Annotated in this window: 13 protein-coding genes; 9 read left to right on the top strand and 4 right to left on the bottom strand. The window is 58.9% G+C overall.

All coding sequences use genetic code 11. The features are described from left to right. Positions 1-115 precede the first annotated feature (115 nt). The 5 genes from H4O11_RS04585 (at position 116) to H4O11_RS19535 (ending at position 5,005) form a co-directional block, all read left to right on the top strand. Entirely contained in the window at positions 116-1,225 is a 1,110-nt protein-coding gene (locus tag H4O11_RS04585; protein ID WP_005413335.1) for an S-(hydroxymethyl)glutathione dehydrogenase/class III alcohol dehydrogenase, read from the top strand. A gap of 56 nt (positions 1,226-1,281) precedes the next feature. Continuing rightward, entirely contained in the window at positions 1,282-1,857 is a 576-nt protein-coding gene (gene gfa / locus H4O11_RS04580; protein WP_005413334.1) for an S-(hydroxymethyl)glutathione synthase, read from the top strand. Positions 1,858-1,954: 97 nt separating this feature from the next. After that, entirely contained in the window at positions 1,955-2,698 is a 744-nt protein-coding gene (locus H4O11_RS04575) for a cation diffusion facilitator family transporter (RefSeq protein ID WP_049400906.1), read from the top strand. 543 nt (positions 2,699-3,241) lie between these two features. Then, on the top strand, positions 3,242-4,282 hold the full coding sequence (locus tag H4O11_RS04570) for a lipid A deacylase LpxR family protein (protein WP_017354473.1): 1,041 nt from the start codon (positions 3,242-3,244) through the stop codon (positions 4,280-4,282). 105 nt (positions 4,283-4,387) lie between these two features. Then, on the top strand, positions 4,388-5,005 hold the full coding sequence (locus tag H4O11_RS19535; RefSeq protein ID WP_080355009.1) for a flavodoxin family protein: 618 nt from the start codon (positions 4,388-4,390) through the stop codon (positions 5,003-5,005). 144 nt (positions 5,006-5,149) lie between these two features. Here H4O11_RS19535 and H4O11_RS04565 read toward each other — a convergent pair whose 3' ends face one another. The 4 genes from H4O11_RS04565 to H4O11_RS04550 form a co-directional block, all read right to left on the bottom strand. After that, on the bottom strand, positions 5,150-5,635 hold the full coding sequence (locus tag H4O11_RS04565; protein ID WP_017354472.1) for a hypothetical protein: 486 nt from the start codon (positions 5,633-5,635) through the stop codon (positions 5,150-5,152). Between the two features lie 273 nt (positions 5,636-5,908). After that, the gene (locus H4O11_RS04560; protein WP_017354471.1) at positions 5,909-8,665 is read right to left on the bottom strand and encodes a caspase family protein; all 2,757 of its coding nucleotides are present in this window, start codon (positions 8,663-8,665) and stop codon (positions 5,909-5,911) included. Positions 8,666-8,722: 57 nt separating this feature from the next. After that, entirely contained in the window at positions 8,723-10,288 is a 1,566-nt protein-coding gene (locus H4O11_RS04555) for a hypothetical protein (RefSeq protein ID WP_017354470.1), read from the bottom strand. A 353-nt stretch (positions 10,289-10,641) separates the two neighbouring features. After that, a complete protein-coding gene (locus tag H4O11_RS04550; protein WP_146027645.1) occupies positions 10,642-11,499 on the bottom strand; it encodes a BrxR family helix-turn-helix transcriptional regulator in 858 nt (285 codons plus the stop codon). 118 nt (positions 11,500-11,617) lie between these two features. Here H4O11_RS04550 and H4O11_RS04545 point away from each other — a divergent pair, with 118 nt between their 5' ends. Genes H4O11_RS04545 through H4O11_RS19485 form a run of 4 tightly spaced genes read left to right on the top strand, consistent with a single transcriptional unit; the run spans position 11,618 to position 18,311 of the window. Next, positions 11,618-13,039, top strand: coding sequence for a Wadjet anti-phage system protein JetA family protein (locus H4O11_RS04545; RefSeq protein ID WP_049400904.1), 1,422 nt, complete (start codon positions 11,618-11,620; stop codon positions 13,037-13,039). 1 nt (position 13,040) lies between these two features. Continuing rightward, positions 13,041-13,697 (top strand): DUF4194 domain-containing protein, encoded by a 657-nt coding sequence (locus H4O11_RS04540; protein ID WP_017354467.1) that lies wholly within the window; start codon positions 13,041-13,043, stop codon positions 13,695-13,697. Continuing rightward, complete coding sequence (locus H4O11_RS04535; RefSeq protein WP_158704768.1) at positions 13,684-17,103, top strand: SbcC/MukB-like Walker B domain-containing protein; 3,420 nt, start codon at positions 13,684-13,686, stop codon at positions 17,101-17,103. Before H4O11_RS04540 ends, H4O11_RS04535 begins: the two co-directional genes overlap by 14 nt. 50 nt (positions 17,104-17,153) lie before the next feature. After that, positions 17,154-18,311, top strand: a complete 1,158-nt coding sequence (locus H4O11_RS19485) for a Wadjet anti-phage system protein JetD domain-containing protein (RefSeq protein WP_182338200.1) — start codon at positions 17,154-17,156, stop codon at positions 18,309-18,311. The last annotated feature ends 88 nt before the right edge of the window (positions 18,312-18,399 follow it).

Below are 18,399 nucleotides of genomic sequence, written 5' to 3'. Positions count from 1 at the left end.
GATTGAAACGCGTTCTAGAGCCGGCGCCAGGGGCGGCGCGCCCGATGTACCACTGATCAAGCTCGCCCCAAAGACCGTTGTCGCACTTATCTCGTTACACCCAAGGAGAACTCACATGAAATCCCGTGCAGCCGTTGCATTCGGTCCCGGTCAACCGCTCGAGATCGTCGAAATCGATGTTGCTCCGCCGAAGAAGGGCGAAGTACTGGTGAAGATCACCAGCACTGGTGTCTGCCATACCGACGCATTCACCCTGTCGGGCAATGACCCTGAAGGCCTGTTCCCGGTGGTGCTGGGCCATGAAGGCGCCGGCATCGTTGTCGAAGTGGGCGAGGGCGTGACCAGTGTGAAGCCCGGCGATCACGTCATCCCGCTGTACACCGCAGAATGCGGTGAGTGTCTGTTCTGCAAGAGCGGCAAGACCAACCTGTGCGTTGCCGTACGCGCCACCCAGGGTAAGGGTGTGATGCCTGATGGCACCAGCCGCTTCAGCTACAACGGCCAGCCGCTGTATCACTACATGGGCTGCTCGACCTTCAGCGAGTACACCGTCGTGGCCGAAGTCTCTCTGGCCAAGATCAATCCGGAAGCGAATCCGGAGCACGTCTGCCTGCTCGGTTGCGGTGTCACCACTGGCATTGGTGCGGTGCACAACACGGCCAAGGTGCAGGAAGGTGACAGCGTGGCCGTGTTCGGCCTCGGTGGCATCGGCCTGGCGGTGATCCAGGGTGCTCGTCAGGCGAAGGCTGGTCGCATCATCGCAGTGGACACCAACCCGTCCAAGTTCGAGTTGGCCAAGCAGTTCGGCGCAACCGAATTCGTGAACCCGAAGGATTACGACCGTCCGGTTCAAGAAGTCATCGTTGAGATGACCGGCTGGGGCGTCGATCACAGCTTCGAGTGCATCGGCAACGTCAATGTGATGCGTTCGGCGCTGGAGTGTGCACACCGCGGCTGGGGCCAGAGCGTTGTCATCGGTGTGGCCGGTGCTGGTCAGGAGATCTCCACCCGTCCGTTCCAGCTCGTGACCGGTCGTCGCTGGATTGGCAGCGCCTTCGGTGGTGTGAAGGGCCGTAGCCAGCTGCCTGGCATGGTCGAAGACGCCATGCGGGGTGAGATCGATCTGGCTCCGTTCGTGACCCATACGATGGGCCTGGAAGCAATCAACGAAGCCTTCGAACTCATGCACGAAGGCAAGTCCATTCGTACTGTCATCAACTACTGATGCACCGCAGCACCGGGCAACCGGTGCTGCACTTCCAACAATAGGAGTTTAAGTCCATGCAACACCAAACTATCCATCCCTCGGTCGATTCCGGCGTCGTTGCCGGAACCGCCGGCTTCAAGGGCGGCACGCTGAAGTGCCTGTGCTCTGACAAGCCGGTTGAGATCTCCGTCGCAAGCAATGTGGCCCACAACCATGCCTGTGGTTGCACCAAGTGCTGGAAGCCGGAAGGCGCCATCTTCTCCGTGGTCGGTGTCGTTCCCCGCGATACCGTTTCGATCACGGCGAATGCCGACAAGCTGGCGATTGTCGATCCGGCTGCGACCATCCAGCGCCACGCGTGCAAGGACTGCGGTGTCCACATGTTTGGCCGCATCGAGAACAAGTCCCATGCCTTCTACGGCCTGGACTTCATTCACGTTGAACTGTCCGAACAGAAGGGCTGGGAAGAACCGCGCTTCGCCGCATTCGTGTCTTCGATCATCGAAGGCGGCGGCGCAAGGCCGGAACAGATGGACGGCGTCCGTAGCCGCCTGAAGGCTCTGTCCCTGGAGCCGTACGACGTGTTGAACCCGCCGCTCATGGATGCGCTGTCCGCGCATGCTGCACGACTCAGCGGCGTTCTCTCCTAAGCAGTGTAAATGCCGCCCCTTGCATGCAAGGGGCGGTACTTCCTGACAGTACGCCACCGGCGTATACATTTTCGCTCAGAGCCTGGAGTCTTCGACCATGTCCTTGCTTCCCCCCAACGCAATGCACGAGCGGACTCTGCAGGGCGTACAGAGCACCGGCAACGCACGGGCAATTACGAAGGCCGCGACTCTCACTGCGGTCATGATGTCCGTCGAAATTGCTGGAGGATGGGCCTTCAACTCGATGGCTCTTCTCGCAGATGGCTGGCACATGAGCTCTCACGTGCTGGTACTCCTGTTCGCACTTTCTATCGCTTGGTACGCTGAGCGGAATCAGAGCCGCCCAGAGCGCGCGGCTCGGGTGCTAGCGGTTGAGCTCATCGCGGCGAGCGTAAGCGCGATGATCATGCTTTGGATTGCCGCTTCGATGGCCTATGAATCGACGGAGCGTCTCCATGCGCCAGAGGCTGTTCAGTACTCAGAAGCGCTTGCCATCGCCGTTGCGGGTTTGATTACAAATATATTCTCAGCGCGGTGGCTACATTCTGCCTACCATCGCGAAGGTGCTGCGGTTGATCACTGCCACGTTCCGCATGAGCGCCATGCTGACGAGAAGGGGGCCGATGCGCGCAGGAGTCCCAATCTTCGTGCGGCCTATCTTCACGTCGCTACGGACACCGCTGTAACGGCACTCGCAATTACTGCACTTGTCGTGGGGATGATCTGGGACGTGACGTGGCTGGACTCAGTCACAGGCCTCATCGGAGCGTCGGTTGTCGCAGTCTGGGCCATTAGATTGCTTCGTAGCTCCATTTCGGCGTGGATAGGTCGGCGTAAGTAGCTAGTGCGGTGGTGCCTCCGTGCTCAGCACGGAGGCTAGCCCTGCGATTGGGAGCCTTCCACAAAACTCGCTGCGACCGGAGTCATTCCTGGACGCATCTGGCGAGCCCGCTGAGCGCATATGCCCCACCTCACATGATGCGGAGTTGCTGGCGGGGTGGCCATTCTCTCAGTCAGAGATCAACAAACTGACTGTGATTCTGAAACGTCCATCTTGAGCGGCTGACGTTGCTTCGCAGCGAGGTGACGTGCCCTTCAGTCTAGGTCAGTACCTGGGGCGCCGGCTGTTGCGGCACTAGGGGAGGGCCTGGACGATCTCTTGCTCAGGCGAACGTCTTGGCGAGCCCAAGAGCGCTAGATACTGCTGCAGGGATGCGCCGCCTTTGAAAGCAATTGGCGTGCGGCCGGCTGATGGCCTGGTGTATGGCTCAAACCCCTTCCTCCGGGTCTACTGCGACAGCGCATTAGATCTTCAATTGAACCTCACATTGAGTCAAATGGCAGCAAGCCCATGAAAAGACTGGCGCTTAGTCGGTTGTCTGTGATGGCGGCACTCGTGTTCCTGGCCGCTGCCCGAGCCCCGGTGGCCCAGGCGGCCGAACAATGTGGCCCGGACGCGATGCGCGATCACCCGCCGCAGATCAGCTTCCGCGTCGACAACGACCTGTTCGGTGGCCGCCACCAAGACCAGGGCTATACCAACGGCGCGCAGCTGACCCTGGTCTCGCCGAACCTGGTCGACTACACCGCCGACCCGTGCCTGCCGCGCATGGCGCGCTGGGTGAACCAGTACCTGGAAGGCCTGCACCCCGGCAGGTTCGAGCAGCAGAACATGATCTTCAGCATCGGCCAGGCCATCTTCACCCCCACCGACCCGACCCGCCGCGACCTGATCGAGGATGACCGGCCGTATGCCGGCGTGCTGCTGGCCAGCTTCGGCTTCAACGCACGCAGCGGCGACCGCCTGCAGACCACCCAGCTGGCCGTGGGCGTGGTCGGGCCCTGGGCCCAGGGCAGGCAGGTGCAGAACGCCGTGCACGACGCGCTAGGGGACGAGAAGTTCAAGGGTTGGGACAACCAGCTGCACAACGAGCCGGTGTTCATGCTGACCCACGAGCGCATGCGCCGCTGGCCGGCCGATGCCAGTGTCAATGCCGGCGGCTGGGGCTGGGATGCGATCAGTCACTATGGCGGTGCGATCGGCAACCTGGAAACCAAGGCCAACGCCGGTGGCGAAGTGCGCTTCGGCTGGAAGCTGCCCGACGACTTCGGCAGCACGCCGCTGCGCCCGGCCGGCGAGAACACCGCGCCGACCCGTGGTGGCCGCCTCAGCGGCTGGTCCTGGCACTTGTTTGCGACCACCGACGCGGCATGGGTAATCCGCGACATCACTCTGGACGGCAATACCTTCCGCAACAGCCACAGCGTGGACAAGCGCCACGTGGTCGCCCAAGGCGGCTACGGCATCGCGGTGATGCGCGGGCGCTGGAGATTCGCAATGGCGCGTTACCACAGCACCCGGGAGTTCTATGGCCAGCGCCAGTCGCCGGTGTTCGGAAGCTTCACTATTAGCCGCTCGCTATAGTAGGTGGCGACGATCGCGGGTGTTCGACCATGCAATGTCCTTGAGTGCAGTACCTCGCAGAGCGACTACAGAAGTAACGCGGGAGTGCATGATGGAGAGTACTGAATGATGCTAATCACCAAGCTCGTCGTAGTCATCGTCGCGCTTGCCGCTGGGATCAAGGTGATTGATTGCTGTGTCGTGTGGGCAGCGCGACGAAGGCTGGAGAAACTTCAGAAGCTAAAGGCGCCGGCCCCATCGAGATCTCCTTTACCCGATGCCCTGGTGGTCTACTACTCTCGCTCTGGGCACACCGCCTTAGCCTCTAGTTATCTGGCGAACCAGTTACACGCCGATCTGCGTGCTGTCGAAGCATTTGACTACTCATTGGGCTTGGCCGGGTGGGTGAATGCTATGGCTGATGGGGGTCTTGATGACGCGTGGATAAATCCCGCGTGGATGGATCTAGCTCCCTATGACGCTATCTATTTGGGAACACCCATCTGGCGTGGTTGCCCAGCGCCGCCGGCTTGGGAGTTTGTTAGGAGCAACATGTTCCCTGGGAAAAAGGTCGTACTAGTCACTACATCCAGAGGATCATGGAAGCAGTCAGCTATTGAGCTCCTTGGGCGAGAGATAGTTCGACGAGGTGCGCGATCATTCGAGCATCGGCCTTTGGCGCGCAAGCGTGCCTGGTTCAGAAGATCGGACCCAGATGATCTCAGAATTACGGATCTGATGTGACCGACCTACCATGAATGCCCCCGGCCAATGCTGCGTTTAGTCGGCACCCCTCGCCTTAGCTAGCGCTATGCCAATCGCCGCGTCGCCCCTTGCTGCACGCTCGTCAACGGCCTAGGGCCGTCCCGAGAGTTTCGTGAGGTGGTTTCATTCGCGATTGTCGAGCCGTCCGTTAGACAACGCATGCTGGAGAGCAATCGCAACCTGCGTCGCGGCGTAGACCCAATCGTTGTCTTCTTCGTACGGATCCACTTCCGAATCTTCTTTGCCACCATGGAAGAGGTTGTTGCGGACTTGCCGCATGGCTTCCACCAGCGCGACCGCATCCGATTCGGCATCCAATGGGCAGGGGCAAAAGCGGGCCACCAAGTTCCCGTTCTCTTCAATAATCATCTGCTTCATGGGGCGCTCATCGCGTTGACAGAGAAGGCGCGCACGCGCCGACTCAGGAACCTCTGACGCGAAATCGTCGCCCAACTTTCGGACGCGCTCTTGCACCTTGCGCCAAGCCACGTCGGACGTCGGTTGCCCCGTCCGGTCTTTCCGGAAGAAGTCCCCGTGCCGTCGGAGCTGGAATTCCAGTTTGCTCACGGTCTTGAGAAGGTCGTAGGCGAGATTGGCGCTTACCGGCATTTCAGCATTCTATGTGAGTAGTGTGAGGTCCGAATCGCAAACTGCCACAGCGAAGGCACAAGGACCACCAAGAAATGGCGCTACTTGAGAGCCGCCTAACACGCGGGAGGATGTCATCCTGTAGGCCGGGCGTCGCACCTCATCTAGATTCTTGACCTATAACCGCTTCGGGCTGGCAACGCAGGTCGGCAGTGACTTGGGACAACTTTGCCTAGACACCGCTAAGAATACTTGGATGGGGTTCGCGTGAAGGCCGCGCTTACGATTCGCCTCTCAGTAGTCGTCCATTGATTGCAGGTGAGTGCTGCGCTTCGACTTGGTGGCTGTCGAGTCTGGGTCGGGTTCATCTCCGTTCACCGTTACCCACTCGATGAGAGGGCCCAGGTCGGATTGGCGGCGGGCTTCCGCATACAGCTTGCTATAGGCGGCCATGGCGTATATCGGCGACAGCATGAGCTCCGCTGCCAAGGCGAAGACATCGGACTCGGGTGGCAGCGACACAGTGGTGAAGGCGCCGCTGTCGGCATCGGTGTGGCGCTCAGCCAGCGCATCCAGAAGACGCCGACGGAGTGCTTGCTGGAAGGGGCTATGGGTGGGATTAGGACACCTCAGGCCGTCTTCGACCGGAACCCAGGTGTCCAGTGACCAGGCGGGGGCGAGCACTTGCGGGGTTGCCGCGTCGTCAATCCCCTGTGCATTACCCTTCAGAGTGCCCATAGCCTGGTCAGAAAGCCGATTTCGCAACAACCAGCGGTCATCAACTGAACGCTGCCAGAGAGTCCATAGACTCCCACCGGACCGCCATTGGCCGATCTCCTCGAACAGTTCGGAGGCCAGTCCGCCTCGCGCCTCCAGCTTTGAGGCAAGGCTCCATGAGGCCGCCAGCGCGGGTGGGTTACGGAGCGGATGGGCCACGTTCGATAGGCCTAGCCATTGCGCGAGCACCGCAAAATCGGATAGACCCTCCCTGATTTCCTTAGGAACGGCTGCAACGCATTGTCCAACGGTATCGATGTGCTGCCCGCCCCGCTGGAAGGCAGCGAGGGCCGCGTACAAGGCCCACATCGGGCTGGCCATTGCTTGCTCGGTTGATGGCACCGCCACCTCCCGGCCGACTGTAAGCTGCGCTCGCGCCGCCTCCGTCGCAAGCCCGATCGGATCGAACAGCAGTGACGCACTTCCCATCCGGACCAGATGGATGGAGGCAGTCGCCAAGTCGAGCATTCGTGCGCCCTGAGTGTCCACCATCGGAGGGGTTGGCGGAGCTGAGGTACAGTCAAGGTAGATCTCGGTACGCCACCCCTTAATCACCGGGACGACCAGTCCGTCTTCATTCGACTCGTCCCAAGGGCTGGCCGTTCGCAGTGCGAGGCTGCCAGCTGTTGCTGCTAATTTGAGGTAGGCGTAGCCGAGCCTGTCGTCCGTACCACTGTGGATGAGGCGCTCCTCCAAGGTTGCCCCTACAAGGGAACTGAGGTGCCACTGCCGCCACGGTGGCGCGGGGTTTAGAGAGCCGTCGGGACTGAAACTGGAGTCGCGCGCGAAGACAAAGACCTCACCGATTTCGCTGAGATCGCGGCTTGGCTCCGTCGGAATCATCGAGTATTCAGCGGCATGAAGGGACTGATTTTGGTGCGTGGTTGACGTGCCGATGACGGGCGCAGCCGCGGAAAATTCGGGCCCGGGCAACCGCTGGTCGAGGGGCGCATCCGCAACAACGAACAGCGATTGCGCCGATTCGGCCCCGACGTGCACCAGGGCTTTGTAGAGTCCCGGAGCTAAGGACAGCGAGACCACTCCCGTACCGATGCTGACACGAGCGTAGCTAGCATCGAGCACCGTGATCTGCGCGTTGGGATTGTCCGTCCTCAACACCACCGGCTGCGCTGCAACCTCGTCGGTTCGCAAAGCGGGCATGTCGATAGGTGCAGCAACGGGAGGGGTGTTGCCTGCAGCTGGCAGCACCGGGTAGGGAACCTCGAAGGCGACGTCGGGTAGATTCCCTGGTGTAACGACGAGATGCAGACCCGGGGTCAGCTCCACGATGGGATGCTCGAGCTGGCGAAGCTGGCTACTGCGTAGCTGCCCATTTGGCGTCATGTCGGTGGGCGGCGCGGGTGGGTAAGGTGAGATGTCAGGATCCGGTTGCCGGTCGATGGCCGCGAATTTAGCAATGATGCGGCTCAGGTCGACGGCAACCCGGCGTGGGAGCGCGGAAGCTGGCGCCGACGCCGGGCGCTGATATATTCGAATCCGCTTCGTTGCGGGAGTCAGTGGTGGCGTGTATCCGGTTTCCTGTTCGTAGCGATCGGCCCATAGCACCTGGAAGTAGTCCGCGACGGCGCGATCCGTCACCCATCCGTCGGCGTCAGGCGGTGCGCTGCGCAGCGCGTCCAGTAGGACGCTAGTGAACAGGCCGCGAGACTGCCCGGCCGGGCCAATGTTGCGCTCAAAGGACTGACGTCCCCGCGGCGCTCCATACGCCTGGAACAATCGGACGTGTGCCGTTCGTTGCCGGTCCGGCGGGGTCCAAGTCGGCTCGAGCACCTGGCTCGCCTTGAGTACGTCCTGGCAGCAGTCCGTTACCAGGATGATTTCATCAAAGAAACCCGCGTTGGCGATTTTCGACGCATAACGCAGGACGGCGATATGCGCCGTGTCGCCGTTTTGCGCGACGGCCGAGAATAGTGCCGGGTCGTGAATCGCCGAACCGGCTGTGAACCCGTGTCCGGCGAAGAACAGATACAAGCGCTGTCCAATGCGGTCATGCCATCCGTTCGGGGTGCGCAGCCATAGATTAAGCGCCTTCTTGAGCTCCTTCTCGGTCGGGTTTGCGTCGTCCGGGGTCGCTGCCACGCCATAATCCTGCGACCGTATGACTTGGATACGTCGGGTGTCCAGGTCGCCGTACTCCGGATCGAGGAGCCATTGCCGGAACTCTTCGCCATCGTTCTCAGGTCCATGGAGGTCACTCAGGCCGGGATAACGGTTAATTGTCAGCACGATCGCGTAGTGATCATCTCGCGGCATGTCCACATCTCTCCCTGTTGCGTACACAAGGGCACCTTTGGCGTGCTCTCGAAGATGTCACCATCCGCCGAGGAGGCTCTCAACGCTGAGCAGCGTATCTTCGTCGTCGTCGAAAGCTCCGTGATCAATGCTTGTGCTGTTCAAGCCTGCTGTCTGTCCTTGGGACTTGGACCAGATCGTACGGTTCGGTGCAGCTCCGAGCCACGCGCGGACTGCACCTATTTCGGGAAACTTGCTATCTGAGTAGATGTGGTGCCAAGCGAAGAAGCGTTCCATGCCCAGCAGCGGCATGTCCGGTTCGTCGACGAGCGTTCCGTCGGAATTTGGGCGCGATTCGAGGACACCCGACACCAGATAGAGGAGGGAGCTGGGATAGATGAAGCGCTTCCAGTCCTGCCCATTGGGAAATTTAGAGTCGTCTCCGACGACCTGATCGTCCCGTTCGAATTCATCGCGCATGCCAAACAAGCGGAAGTGACGGATGCGATCGCCATGTTGGGTGATCGTGGCGGCAAAGCGCTCGTAGGTGATGGCGGGCGCCAGGAACACGACGTCGAATGCAATCTCGGCCGGCAGAAGCTCTGATGCCTTGTCAAGCCAATTGGCGATGTAGACGGCGCCAGTGCTGTGGCCGACTAGAGTGATCCTCGATAGCAGCCCTTCAGAGGCATGGGCGGCACGCAGCCGCTCCAGCAGCGCAGTTCCGGCATACAGGTCGGAGCCGTCGCCGAACGCATCGAGTGAGTCCTGCTTCATGCGGTTCCACTGGAGTGCCTTGCCCCATTCATTGAGTCCACTGCCACCAAAATGAACACCACGCAACACTTCCTCTACGACCGTTGCATACAGGCCGTGATCGCGTTGATCCGCGTACCGACGCAGAACACCCTGCAGGATGCGCTTCACCAGAAGGGAAACTTTGAACCAGACGATCAACCCGCGGCCTCCCTCGACCCCGGCGACCTGCGTTGATACCGCCTGCGAGAACGGGGTATCTCGAACGCTCGCTCCGCCCCCGATGAATGCATCGCGTGCTTCGTCTAACGCGGTTGGCAGGGTTTGCATGGCGACCACAAACTCGCTGTCGGTTTGCAAGTCGGCTTCGATCTCGGCGTCGTCGATCAGCGCACTCGCCGCACGCGCACCTGAGGGCCCCACTACAGGTTTGAAATCACGGTAGGGCACGTGATTGCGACTGGGATCGCTCCAATATGTATCAACTGCCTGGCGGACCTTCCCTGCATCGACGTTGCCCGGCGTGATGGTCCGGGCGCCGTTGCTACCTCCCAAGCGGCGGAGCGCGTACTCTAGCGCCTTGCGCACCAGATTCTTGAATACCGGCTCATCCGGCAGCTCGCGCAGGTTGTTGCGGATCGTTTCAACGAAACCCGACTCCCACACGGAAAAAACCGGATAGGCCGATTGAGAAAAGCGCCCCTCAAGTCGCTGGGCAATACCGATACCCGCGGCCTTGTCGACCAGGCCCCCGTGAAAGTAAAGCAGCAAATGACCACGCCCGTCCTTACGAAGCGCCGTGACGATAGCGTCGATATCCTCTGGCTTCGTATCGGTTCCGGCACCGATACGGCCGTTGCGACTGTGGATTTGATGCAGACTGCCCATACCTGGCCCCCTGTGACCAGAATGATGCCAACCCAGAGTGCCATGAGTTTATGAAGTGGGCAATCAGTAATCGCCTAGGTAGGGATTGGTCACCTCAATGCCGAGTAAGCGAAGGGCTAGAGTTGAATGCCCCGGACCATGCCGCAGCTGGGGCGGTAGTTTGCATTTGGCGCTCGATCGATAGGGACACGAGGGCACGGCTCATCGACCTGATCATTGAGGTACAGACGGAGAATTGGCTTTGAATGCCAATGGCGTCCATCTGATACGGTTCCTATGTAGGGTAGCTACCCAGGCAGGGGTAGCGCGGTATCCGTGCCGGGCCTCAAGTTTGGCTACGATCATGCCATCCGCTAATTCAGCTCGCCAAATAGCCACGGTTGGATCGCGGTTGGATCGTCGACGCAGAGGTGAAATTCGTTCGGCGGCTCCTTCTCTGCATCGGTGGCGCAGCGCAGTTCATGTAGTCGGTATTGGAGTAGTGCGGCACGGGTTCTTAACCTGTAGGCTGCCTTACCTCCGAAATACTCGATACGCACCATATCCTTCTGATCTGGTGTCAGATGCGGATGGGGGACGATCGACAGCTCTACCTGTGTCTGCCAGGCGGCGTCCTGGCTAGGCTCGGCCCGCTCTGGCCGAGGATCAGCCAGCTGTTTCAAGCCGCTCAGCCGATTTATAGACAGGTCCAGGAAGCGTCCGGCTTCCGCCTCGTCCTCGGCGATGACAAATGCGCGAACATGCCAGCGCCTGCCTGCCTGCACCAGCGCATGAGGGAACAGTCGTTTGGTGCGAGGTGCTGGGTTGCGCATGGACCGGTGCTCGCCAACGAGCCCCTTGCCCTCTCTGCAGGCACGATTAAGCAGTGCGAAGTGGCGTCGTTCAACGCCGCCGAGGATAAGCTGGGAGCTCTCGATAAAGCCTGTAGCTTCCTGGGGGCGCTCAAACGCAAGGTACTCTTCGATCAGCCCTTCGGTTAGGAGGGGTCTGAAGCCAGACATCGCCACGTATCCGCGCACATGGCTTCGGTACTCAAGGCCGCCTCCATTGAGTTCAGCATATTGGGTTAGCAATCGACTTACCGTGGTGATATGCAGATCAAACACTTGGCGTACTCGCTCATTGGTGACTTGCCCCTCCCAGAGGAGCAGCGTTTCGATGGCTCGAAGTGTTTCCGGACTTTTGTTTGGATTGGGGCGGGGGCGGGGCATGGGGCTGGGCCGGGGTCAGATGACACGCAGCTTAGCATTGATGCTAAGTTAGCGTTTATGATATGTTAGCGTTTATGCTAATGTGAAGTAGATAGCCCAACTTCTGTGGAGTTGCACAGTGTCCAGCTCTCTGTTTGAGGTACTGCCATCGCAACTCTTTCGCCCATTGGCCTCGGCAAATCGGGAGAACTACTGGCGGCTGCTCTTGGGTCTGTACGAAGAATTCTTCGGGCCAGAGGCTGAGGTTCCCCCGGCGACCGGCTGGGAACGGCGGCAGTTGACGCAGTTCATCGAGAACTACCTCGAACACGATGACGCTTGGCAGGCAGAAGAGGGGGTAGGCCAGCTCACTCCGCTCAACATTCGCGCCAACATGTACTTGAGCCATCTCACGGAGAATGGCTGGTTCGAAGAAGAGCAGGTGGGACTCACGCGCACTCTGTCCATGACTGCTGTGGTAAGCCGTTTCCTTGCCACCTTGCAGGTCTTCACAGAAGACACGCCGGCGATGGTGGGCGCGAAGATGCGTTCCATTGAAGACACATTACGTCGGGTGCTTGATCCTGCAAGCAATGTCTACGGTGACGACTTCGTAAACGCCGGCGACAGCGCCCATGCGCTTCTGTCCGGGATTGCCGCCATGAGTCTGAACGTGCGTACCCTGCAGCGCGAGATATTCAAGTCCGCGACCCCCGGGGCGGCTATCCGTCGGTTGTTTGAAGACTACATTTCCAAGCACGTCATGGCTGACTATGCGGACTTGGCTGGCGCCGATCACCCCCTCGCACGAAAGGCGCAGGTGTTGAGCCTAACTCAGGAAATCCATTACGGGGATCATCGGGAACGGATCATCGTGTGGTTGGCCGAGCGACGCTACAAAGGTGATAAAGGCACGGCTGAGGCTGTCTATGAGAAGGCGATCAGGCGATTGAGCAATGTCTATCGTCTGCAAGACTACTTCGATCGCTTGGGCCAGGATCAGCGCCATATCGAGCGTCGCATGCTGGCCATGATCGAGTACCAGCTTCGCGCGCCGGGCCAGCTCGAGAGACGGATCAAAAAGGCTATCGCCGGAGTCAATGCTGCGGAGAACTTCGACGCCTCCATGCCCGTTGGGCCCGGAGCATTGCTTTCCGGTGAACTCCTGTTTCAACCACGCATCGCCCGTCCGCCCATTCCCAGGACCGCGGATTCTCCGCGGCAGATGACAGCCGAGCAGGAGGCGCGGATGAACCTGCACAGGCGTGCGCGTGATGCGCGTACCGCCATGCCAACAGAGGTGAGGGTGTACTTGCAGGGTGTCATGGGAGGAGGTAGGCAGATCCGGGCGTCTCAGCTTCCCATCACCGGTATCAAGCAATTTCGAATGGTGCAGACGCTGTCCACCTACGCACAGGAAGCAATGACAGGCCTCGGAAAGAAGCACCATGAAGGAATTTCAAAGCGACTACCTGGATATCGCTTCCAAAGCGCCGGTGATGAACGAATTGCCGGGCCGTATTTGGACATGCCGGACTTCTACATCACCAAGGTGAAATGACATGGCACGCCACTGGGAAAAGGCGCTTAGCCGCGACACTATGTACGAAGAGCAGGACTACGAGCAGGCGGCCTATCGGCTAGTAACCCATCAGGTCTTGTCCGCCTCTGACCGGGCGACCCGGAAGGATTACGGCATTGTCAGCCGAAATATCAATGACTTTGAGCAGGCAGTTCGTCCCCTTGGCATCGAGCTGTTGCACGACACCAACTACCAGTACATCGTGGCGCGGCCCGTGCACGTACTGACCCAACAGCGAGCCAGCAAGGACGAAACCCTGCTGCTGTTGGTGCTCGCCGGCGTTCATCATCGCGTCCGTTTCGAGGGGCGCGAAGAGCCAAATGGCGAAACTTTCGTCGATTTGCCTGACTTGCAAGAGCACTACGAGAAGGAAACGGGCAGGGACTTTCCCTCGCCTGGGGACTTCCGCTCTTTGATGACCAAGTTCAAGCGCTGGGGGATTGCTGCCTTTGAGGACAAGGACGATGTACGGAATCAGCTCGCGAAGGTTCGCATCCATCCCGCGATCGGAGATCTGCTGCGGAAGGAATACTTGAGCCATCTGGAATCCTTCCGTAAGGAAGTGGCAGGTGAGGGGGATGCGGCTACTTTCGACGCAATGAATGAAGTCACGGAGGATGGCGATGTATCTGCTTGAGAAATTTCACTTGGTACAGTTTTTCCTATTCCGTGCCGAAACCCTGAGCTTTAGCCCTGCAACAGGCATTGTGGCGCCTAACGGATCTGGAAAATCTGCGATTCTGGATGCGATGCAGATCGTCTTGTACGGAGGGGATCAGAATCAAATCGATCTCAATGCGCAGTCAGGGGGGGTATCAGGCACTCGAGGGCGTTCAGTGCGCGAATACTGCCTCGGCTACTATCGCGGTGACGAGCATATTCGTGAGAATGCGACGTCCTATTTGACCATGGTGTTTCGCGACACTGAGGGCGAATTGCCGCCGGTTTCGGTTGGCCTGGCCCTGGGCGCGTCAGTGGGCGACCCAAAGCTGCACGTCTACGGGCGCTATGTGGTCCAAGGGGTTGCGCTCGCGTTAGATGATCATCTTGAAGCGAACGCCGAGGCGGAACTTTTGCCGTTGGCCTGGGGAACGTTCAATAAGCTGATGGAGGACGCAGTCAGTCGCGTGAATGGTAGGCTCGCAGTGCCTCCGTCGGCGGAGAAGCAGGTTGAAGCAATGTTGTTCGCCTTGCGCCCCAAAGGAGGGGGCAGCATCGACCCGAGAGCTTTTCGGCGAGCGATGAAGAATGCGCTTAATCTGCAGAAAGTTCCTGACACCAGCAGCTTTGTTCGAAATTACATTGTCGATGCCTATCCTATCGAGCTCAAGAACTTCCGCTCCCAGCTCGACAATCTGCGCTCGCTTCAAGCCAAGGTTCTGGAAACACTGGACAGGCTTGAGAACGTCAAAAGCTTGATCGCAGCCGGTCATAAGGCTACTCAGACTCGGATGCACGCAGCGACCTATAGGGCGCTGTTGGATGACTATGAGCGTGAACAACACATGGATGCTGTTGATGCGGCACAAACTACGCTGCATGAAGCGCGGGACAGGCATCAGGCAGCGCAGAATGCAGTCGACAGCGCCAAGGCGGAGCATGATCGACTCAACGGCGTGTACATCGAACTAGAGCTTCAATCAGCAGCAGATCCGGCGATCAGTGCCGCCCGTGACCTGGCCAGCGAACGAGAGAGATCACTTAGACCTATCAAAACCAACGTGGCCCAGGCCATTCGCGAGGTGGTGGCGGGCTTCGAGAAGGCCAACCGCGTGAAACCCGATCTCGGAGGCTGGCAGCATCTGGCGATGCCGTGGGTTGAGCTTCTTGATGCGGTTTCCAGTACATCCGTATCCGATGCGCTTGTGCTTGACGTTTCGCAGGCCTCGGCAGCATTGCGCGAGTCCAGCATGCGGGTTGCTCCGATCATCCAGTCGGCACGGCGTCAGCTAGACCATGACGAGCAGAGGCTGTCCAAGCTTGGAAATGAACTTAGGATCGCTAACGAGCAGATCAAACGCATCCAGGAAGGCAAAGCGGAACTCCCGCCGGCCGTCCAAGCAGTTGTGAACATACTTGGAGACAAAGGACTTCTGTGCACGCCCGTCTGCGATTTGGTTACAGTCACAGATGCCGACTGGGCACCCGTAATCGAGGGATTCCTTGGTCGTTCGCGCACTGCCCTGGTTGTCCGTAGCGGCAAGTTTGAGGATGCCTTGTCCGTTTTCAACAAGATTCCGTGGGATACAAAGCCGGATTCAGTACTGTTGGTGAACCCGGTGAAGTCGAAGGCGGATATGGGTGTGGTTCCGCCAATGGGTCTCGCGCACCTGATCGCGGGTGACAATCAAGTGGCGGTGGACTATATCCGTCTTCGACTCGGCCGGCTGGAGCGATTGGAGCGCGTCACCACGGATAGCCCAGAGGGCTTCACCCGTACTGGCGAGCAGGCTGGACGTGCTGATTTCGGCCGTCGACGCCCCTTGTCTGCAACGGAACTGGTGTTGGGACGCCAAGATGCGAGCCATCGCCTGGCGGTGCTTCGGCAGCAGCGCAGCACTTTGGGGCAGAACGCAGCCGAATGCGAGCAGGAGGCGAACCGGTCGCGCCAGTTGGTTGAAGCCCTTGAGAAGTTGGTGGGACTTGAAGGACGTATCCAGGACATTGAAAGATGGCTGAACTCGCACATTCAGGAGCAATCCGCGCTTGATGCAAAGGCGGCGATGCAAGAGATCGCAAGCGCACCTGATCTCCTTGCTCGTCAGCTGCTCATCACAGAGGCAAGGCGAGCTGCCCTGGCAGCACAGTCGAAGCTGGAAGAAAGCAGCAGAGACGTCGGAACTCATGGTGAGGCTTTCCGGCAAGCACAGAGACGGCTAGACGAGCTTGCGGATAGAACCAACGGAATCTGCTCAAAGGCGGCTCTCAGTCGCCGCAATGAATACGTGGGTGATGAGTGGTTCGAAACAAAACGCGATGAGTTTGATGGTTCCGGCCTATCGCTGCATACGATTGTGGCGAAGATTAGTGACGCTACGGTTAGAAGTGGCAATCAGCTGTCTTCCCAGGTGCAGGCCTTGGCAAGTGACATGTCTACATACGCAAACCAATTCGATCCGCAGATGGATATCGCGGTGGGCGACTTGGGTGCCATGTGCGAGACGATGGCTCAGGAGAAGCAACGGCTAGAGGAATCCGAGCTCCATCACTACCAAGTGCTTTCCGCGGAAGCTGCAGAAGCGGCAGAGCAAACGTTCAAGGTGCAGATCGCCGCCCGCCTGAGCGACCACTTCGCCAGCATGCGCAGCACGCTCAATGAGCTGAACAGTACGATGGAGCGCTTGCCGCCATTCTCGAACAACGAGAAGTATCACTTCGTCACCAATCTCAATAAAGATCATGAGTCGCTGTACAAATTCATACTGAAGGTGGCTGGTGCGGGACCGGAGGGGGATATCTTCTCTGGACAGGTGGATGCTCCTCCTGAGTTCAGGGCGATGCTTGAGGGAAAGGATGCAGAGGCCAACAGGCTTCTGGAGGACTATCGCAATTTCTTCAACTTCGAGATTGACGTTCGCAGCAATGGTGTGACGGTGACCGACTTCTCAAAGCGCATGGACAAGGGTTCCGGGGGCGAGCACCGCGCGCCTCTTTTCATCGTTGCTGCAGCGTCGATGGCGCGCGCATTGGGAAAGTTGCGCGGTGATCAAGGCGGCATGTCGCTGATAATTTTCGATGAGTTGGGTGACAAGATTGACTCAGTGAATACCCGTGCCGTCTTTGAGTACCTGAAGGCATTGGGCCTTCAGCCCATCGTCGCGGCACCGGACGATGCCTTGGGTAAGATCAACGAATCGGTGGATACCTACATCGAGATGTACCGTGACGACGATCTTATCTCCATCAAACACGTACGCATTGATGACGATGGTCATGTAATTCTGGATTCCGATAACTGGCGCAAGCATCCCGAGCTTTTCGAGGAGGAGCTCAAGCGTGTTGAAGCAAGTCGAATGCCCCATGGGGAAGGGGTCGTTGCATGACTATAGCCCGGGCCTTCCTTACGTCAATTTTCAATCGCTCCCAGAATGCAGTGAGTCGTGGCAAGGATGAGCGAATAGCTCTCAGGCTGACGGAGTCATCATGCCCAGAGTTCTTCAGCCTGCGCAGCATCGAGGATGCAAGAGCGTTTCGTTCCGAACTTGAACTGGCTGAGCGCTCTGGAGCCATCGAAATCAAGGCCAAGGTGATGGTGCAGCCGCCTCTAGATGTTGCGGGCGTTGCCGTACTGAACCTCGCAAAGCTGGCGAACTTCTTGGGCGCACGACTTCGTCGTGATTCCGTATCAGAGGCCCGTTCCATGCTGGACACTCACACCGGCCTTTTCCCCGTACTGACCGAGGTCATTGAGCGCTGGTCGCTGGGCCATAAGGTTCGCGGGCAAGAGGCTACCGATGCTTCTGTAGCGCAAATACTGGATGCAATCAGACTCATTTCAGCAAGGCGAGGTGTCGTCAGGGACGAACTGTTGCGCCGGGTTTCGGCCATGATGTTTGGTGACAGCAAGCGAGTGGAGGGCATCGTGAAATGGATCGATTTGCTTTGGTTCAACTCTATTGCACCATCTGGACTTGATAGTAGCGAGGTCTTCTCGGCCATAGGCCTGCACAAGGAACCATTGCCCGTACTGATCTCAGGTCCGCTTACGGTTGTTACGTCGACTACGGTGGTGGGAGTGGTTCATCCATATCTCGGCTTCGCTCCTGCCCACATCACTGGATTCGTGCCGAATCCAGCCGTGTTGAGTTGGCGTGTTCTCACCATAGAGAATCGACAGACATTCCATGAGTTTGCTGAAGCTGCATCTGATCAAGTCGGCCTCGTGCTGCTCTATACCGGTGGTAGGCCGTCCCCATCCTGGAGACAGGTCTACATGCTGATCTTGAAATCACTTCCTTGCCAGACAACTCAGGCGTTTCATTTCGGCGACTTGGATGAGGGGGGGATGAGAATTGGCGCCGTCATCGCAGGATCTGCCGCCGAGGCGGGGTTCACCCTGAAGCCGTGGTTGATGGATCCCAGGGAGCTCATTGGTCTCGGTTACGCTCTCAAGCCAACGGCTGAATCGGTGTCTAGCGCAATATCTCGAACTTGTCGATCCATCGGGTGGAATGACTTGGCCATTCATGTGGAAACGCATCCGGGGACGCTGGAGCAGGAGGTTCTCCTTCCACAGTTTCCAGGCTCCTAGAATTCTGGGCAGTCTGACCTAGGCGACAAATTGCTTTGCGCCGTCTTTAATGCCTTGATGCGCGTGCCCCGATCATTGCGGGAAGGGA

It is taken from the genome of Stenotrophomonas tumulicola (assembly GCF_014117215.1).
Classification (GTDB): domain Bacteria; phylum Pseudomonadota; class Gammaproteobacteria; order Xanthomonadales; family Xanthomonadaceae; genus Stenotrophomonas; species Stenotrophomonas tumulicola.
Note: the sequence above shows the minus strand (reverse complement) of the source record. Positions and strands in the feature narration are given on the sequence as shown.

Bases quoted from the DNA above. Each gene is read 5' to 3' on its own strand.
- H4O11_RS04560 (WP_017354471.1), bottom strand. From the start codon at position 8,665: ATGCCGCGAGATGATCACTACGCGATCGTGCTGACAATTAACCGTTAT.
- H4O11_RS04565 (WP_017354472.1), bottom strand. From the start codon at position 5,635: ATGCCGGTAAGCGCCAATCTCGCCTACGACCTTCTCAAGACCGTGAGC.
- H4O11_RS04570 (WP_017354473.1), top strand. From the start codon at position 3,242: ATGGCGGCACTCGTGTTCCTGGCCGCTGCCCGAGCCCCGGTGGCCCAG.
- H4O11_RS04540 (WP_017354467.1), top strand. From the start codon at position 13,041: ATGGCACGCCACTGGGAAAAGGCGCTTAGCCGCGACACTATGTACGAA.
- H4O11_RS04555 (WP_017354470.1), bottom strand. From the start codon at position 10,288: ATGGGCAGTCTGCATCAAATCCACAGTCGCAACGGCCGTATCGGTGCC.
- H4O11_RS04550 (WP_146027645.1), bottom strand. From the start codon at position 11,499: ATGCCCCGCCCCCGCCCCAATCCAAACAAAAGTCCGGAAACACTTCGA.
- gfa (WP_005413334.1), top strand. From the start codon at position 1,282: ATGCAACACCAAACTATCCATCCCTCGGTCGATTCCGGCGTCGTTGCC.
- H4O11_RS04585 (WP_005413335.1), top strand. From the start codon at position 116: ATGAAATCCCGTGCAGCCGTTGCATTCGGTCCCGGTCAACCGCTCGAG.
- H4O11_RS19535 (WP_080355009.1), top strand. From the start codon at position 4,388: ATGATGCTAATCACCAAGCTCGTCGTAGTCATCGTCGCGCTTGCCGCT.
- H4O11_RS04575 (WP_049400906.1), top strand. From the start codon at position 1,955: ATGTCCTTGCTTCCCCCCAACGCAATGCACGAGCGGACTCTGCAGGGC.
- H4O11_RS04535 (WP_158704768.1), top strand. From the start codon at position 13,684: ATGTATCTGCTTGAGAAATTTCACTTGGTACAGTTTTTCCTATTCCGT.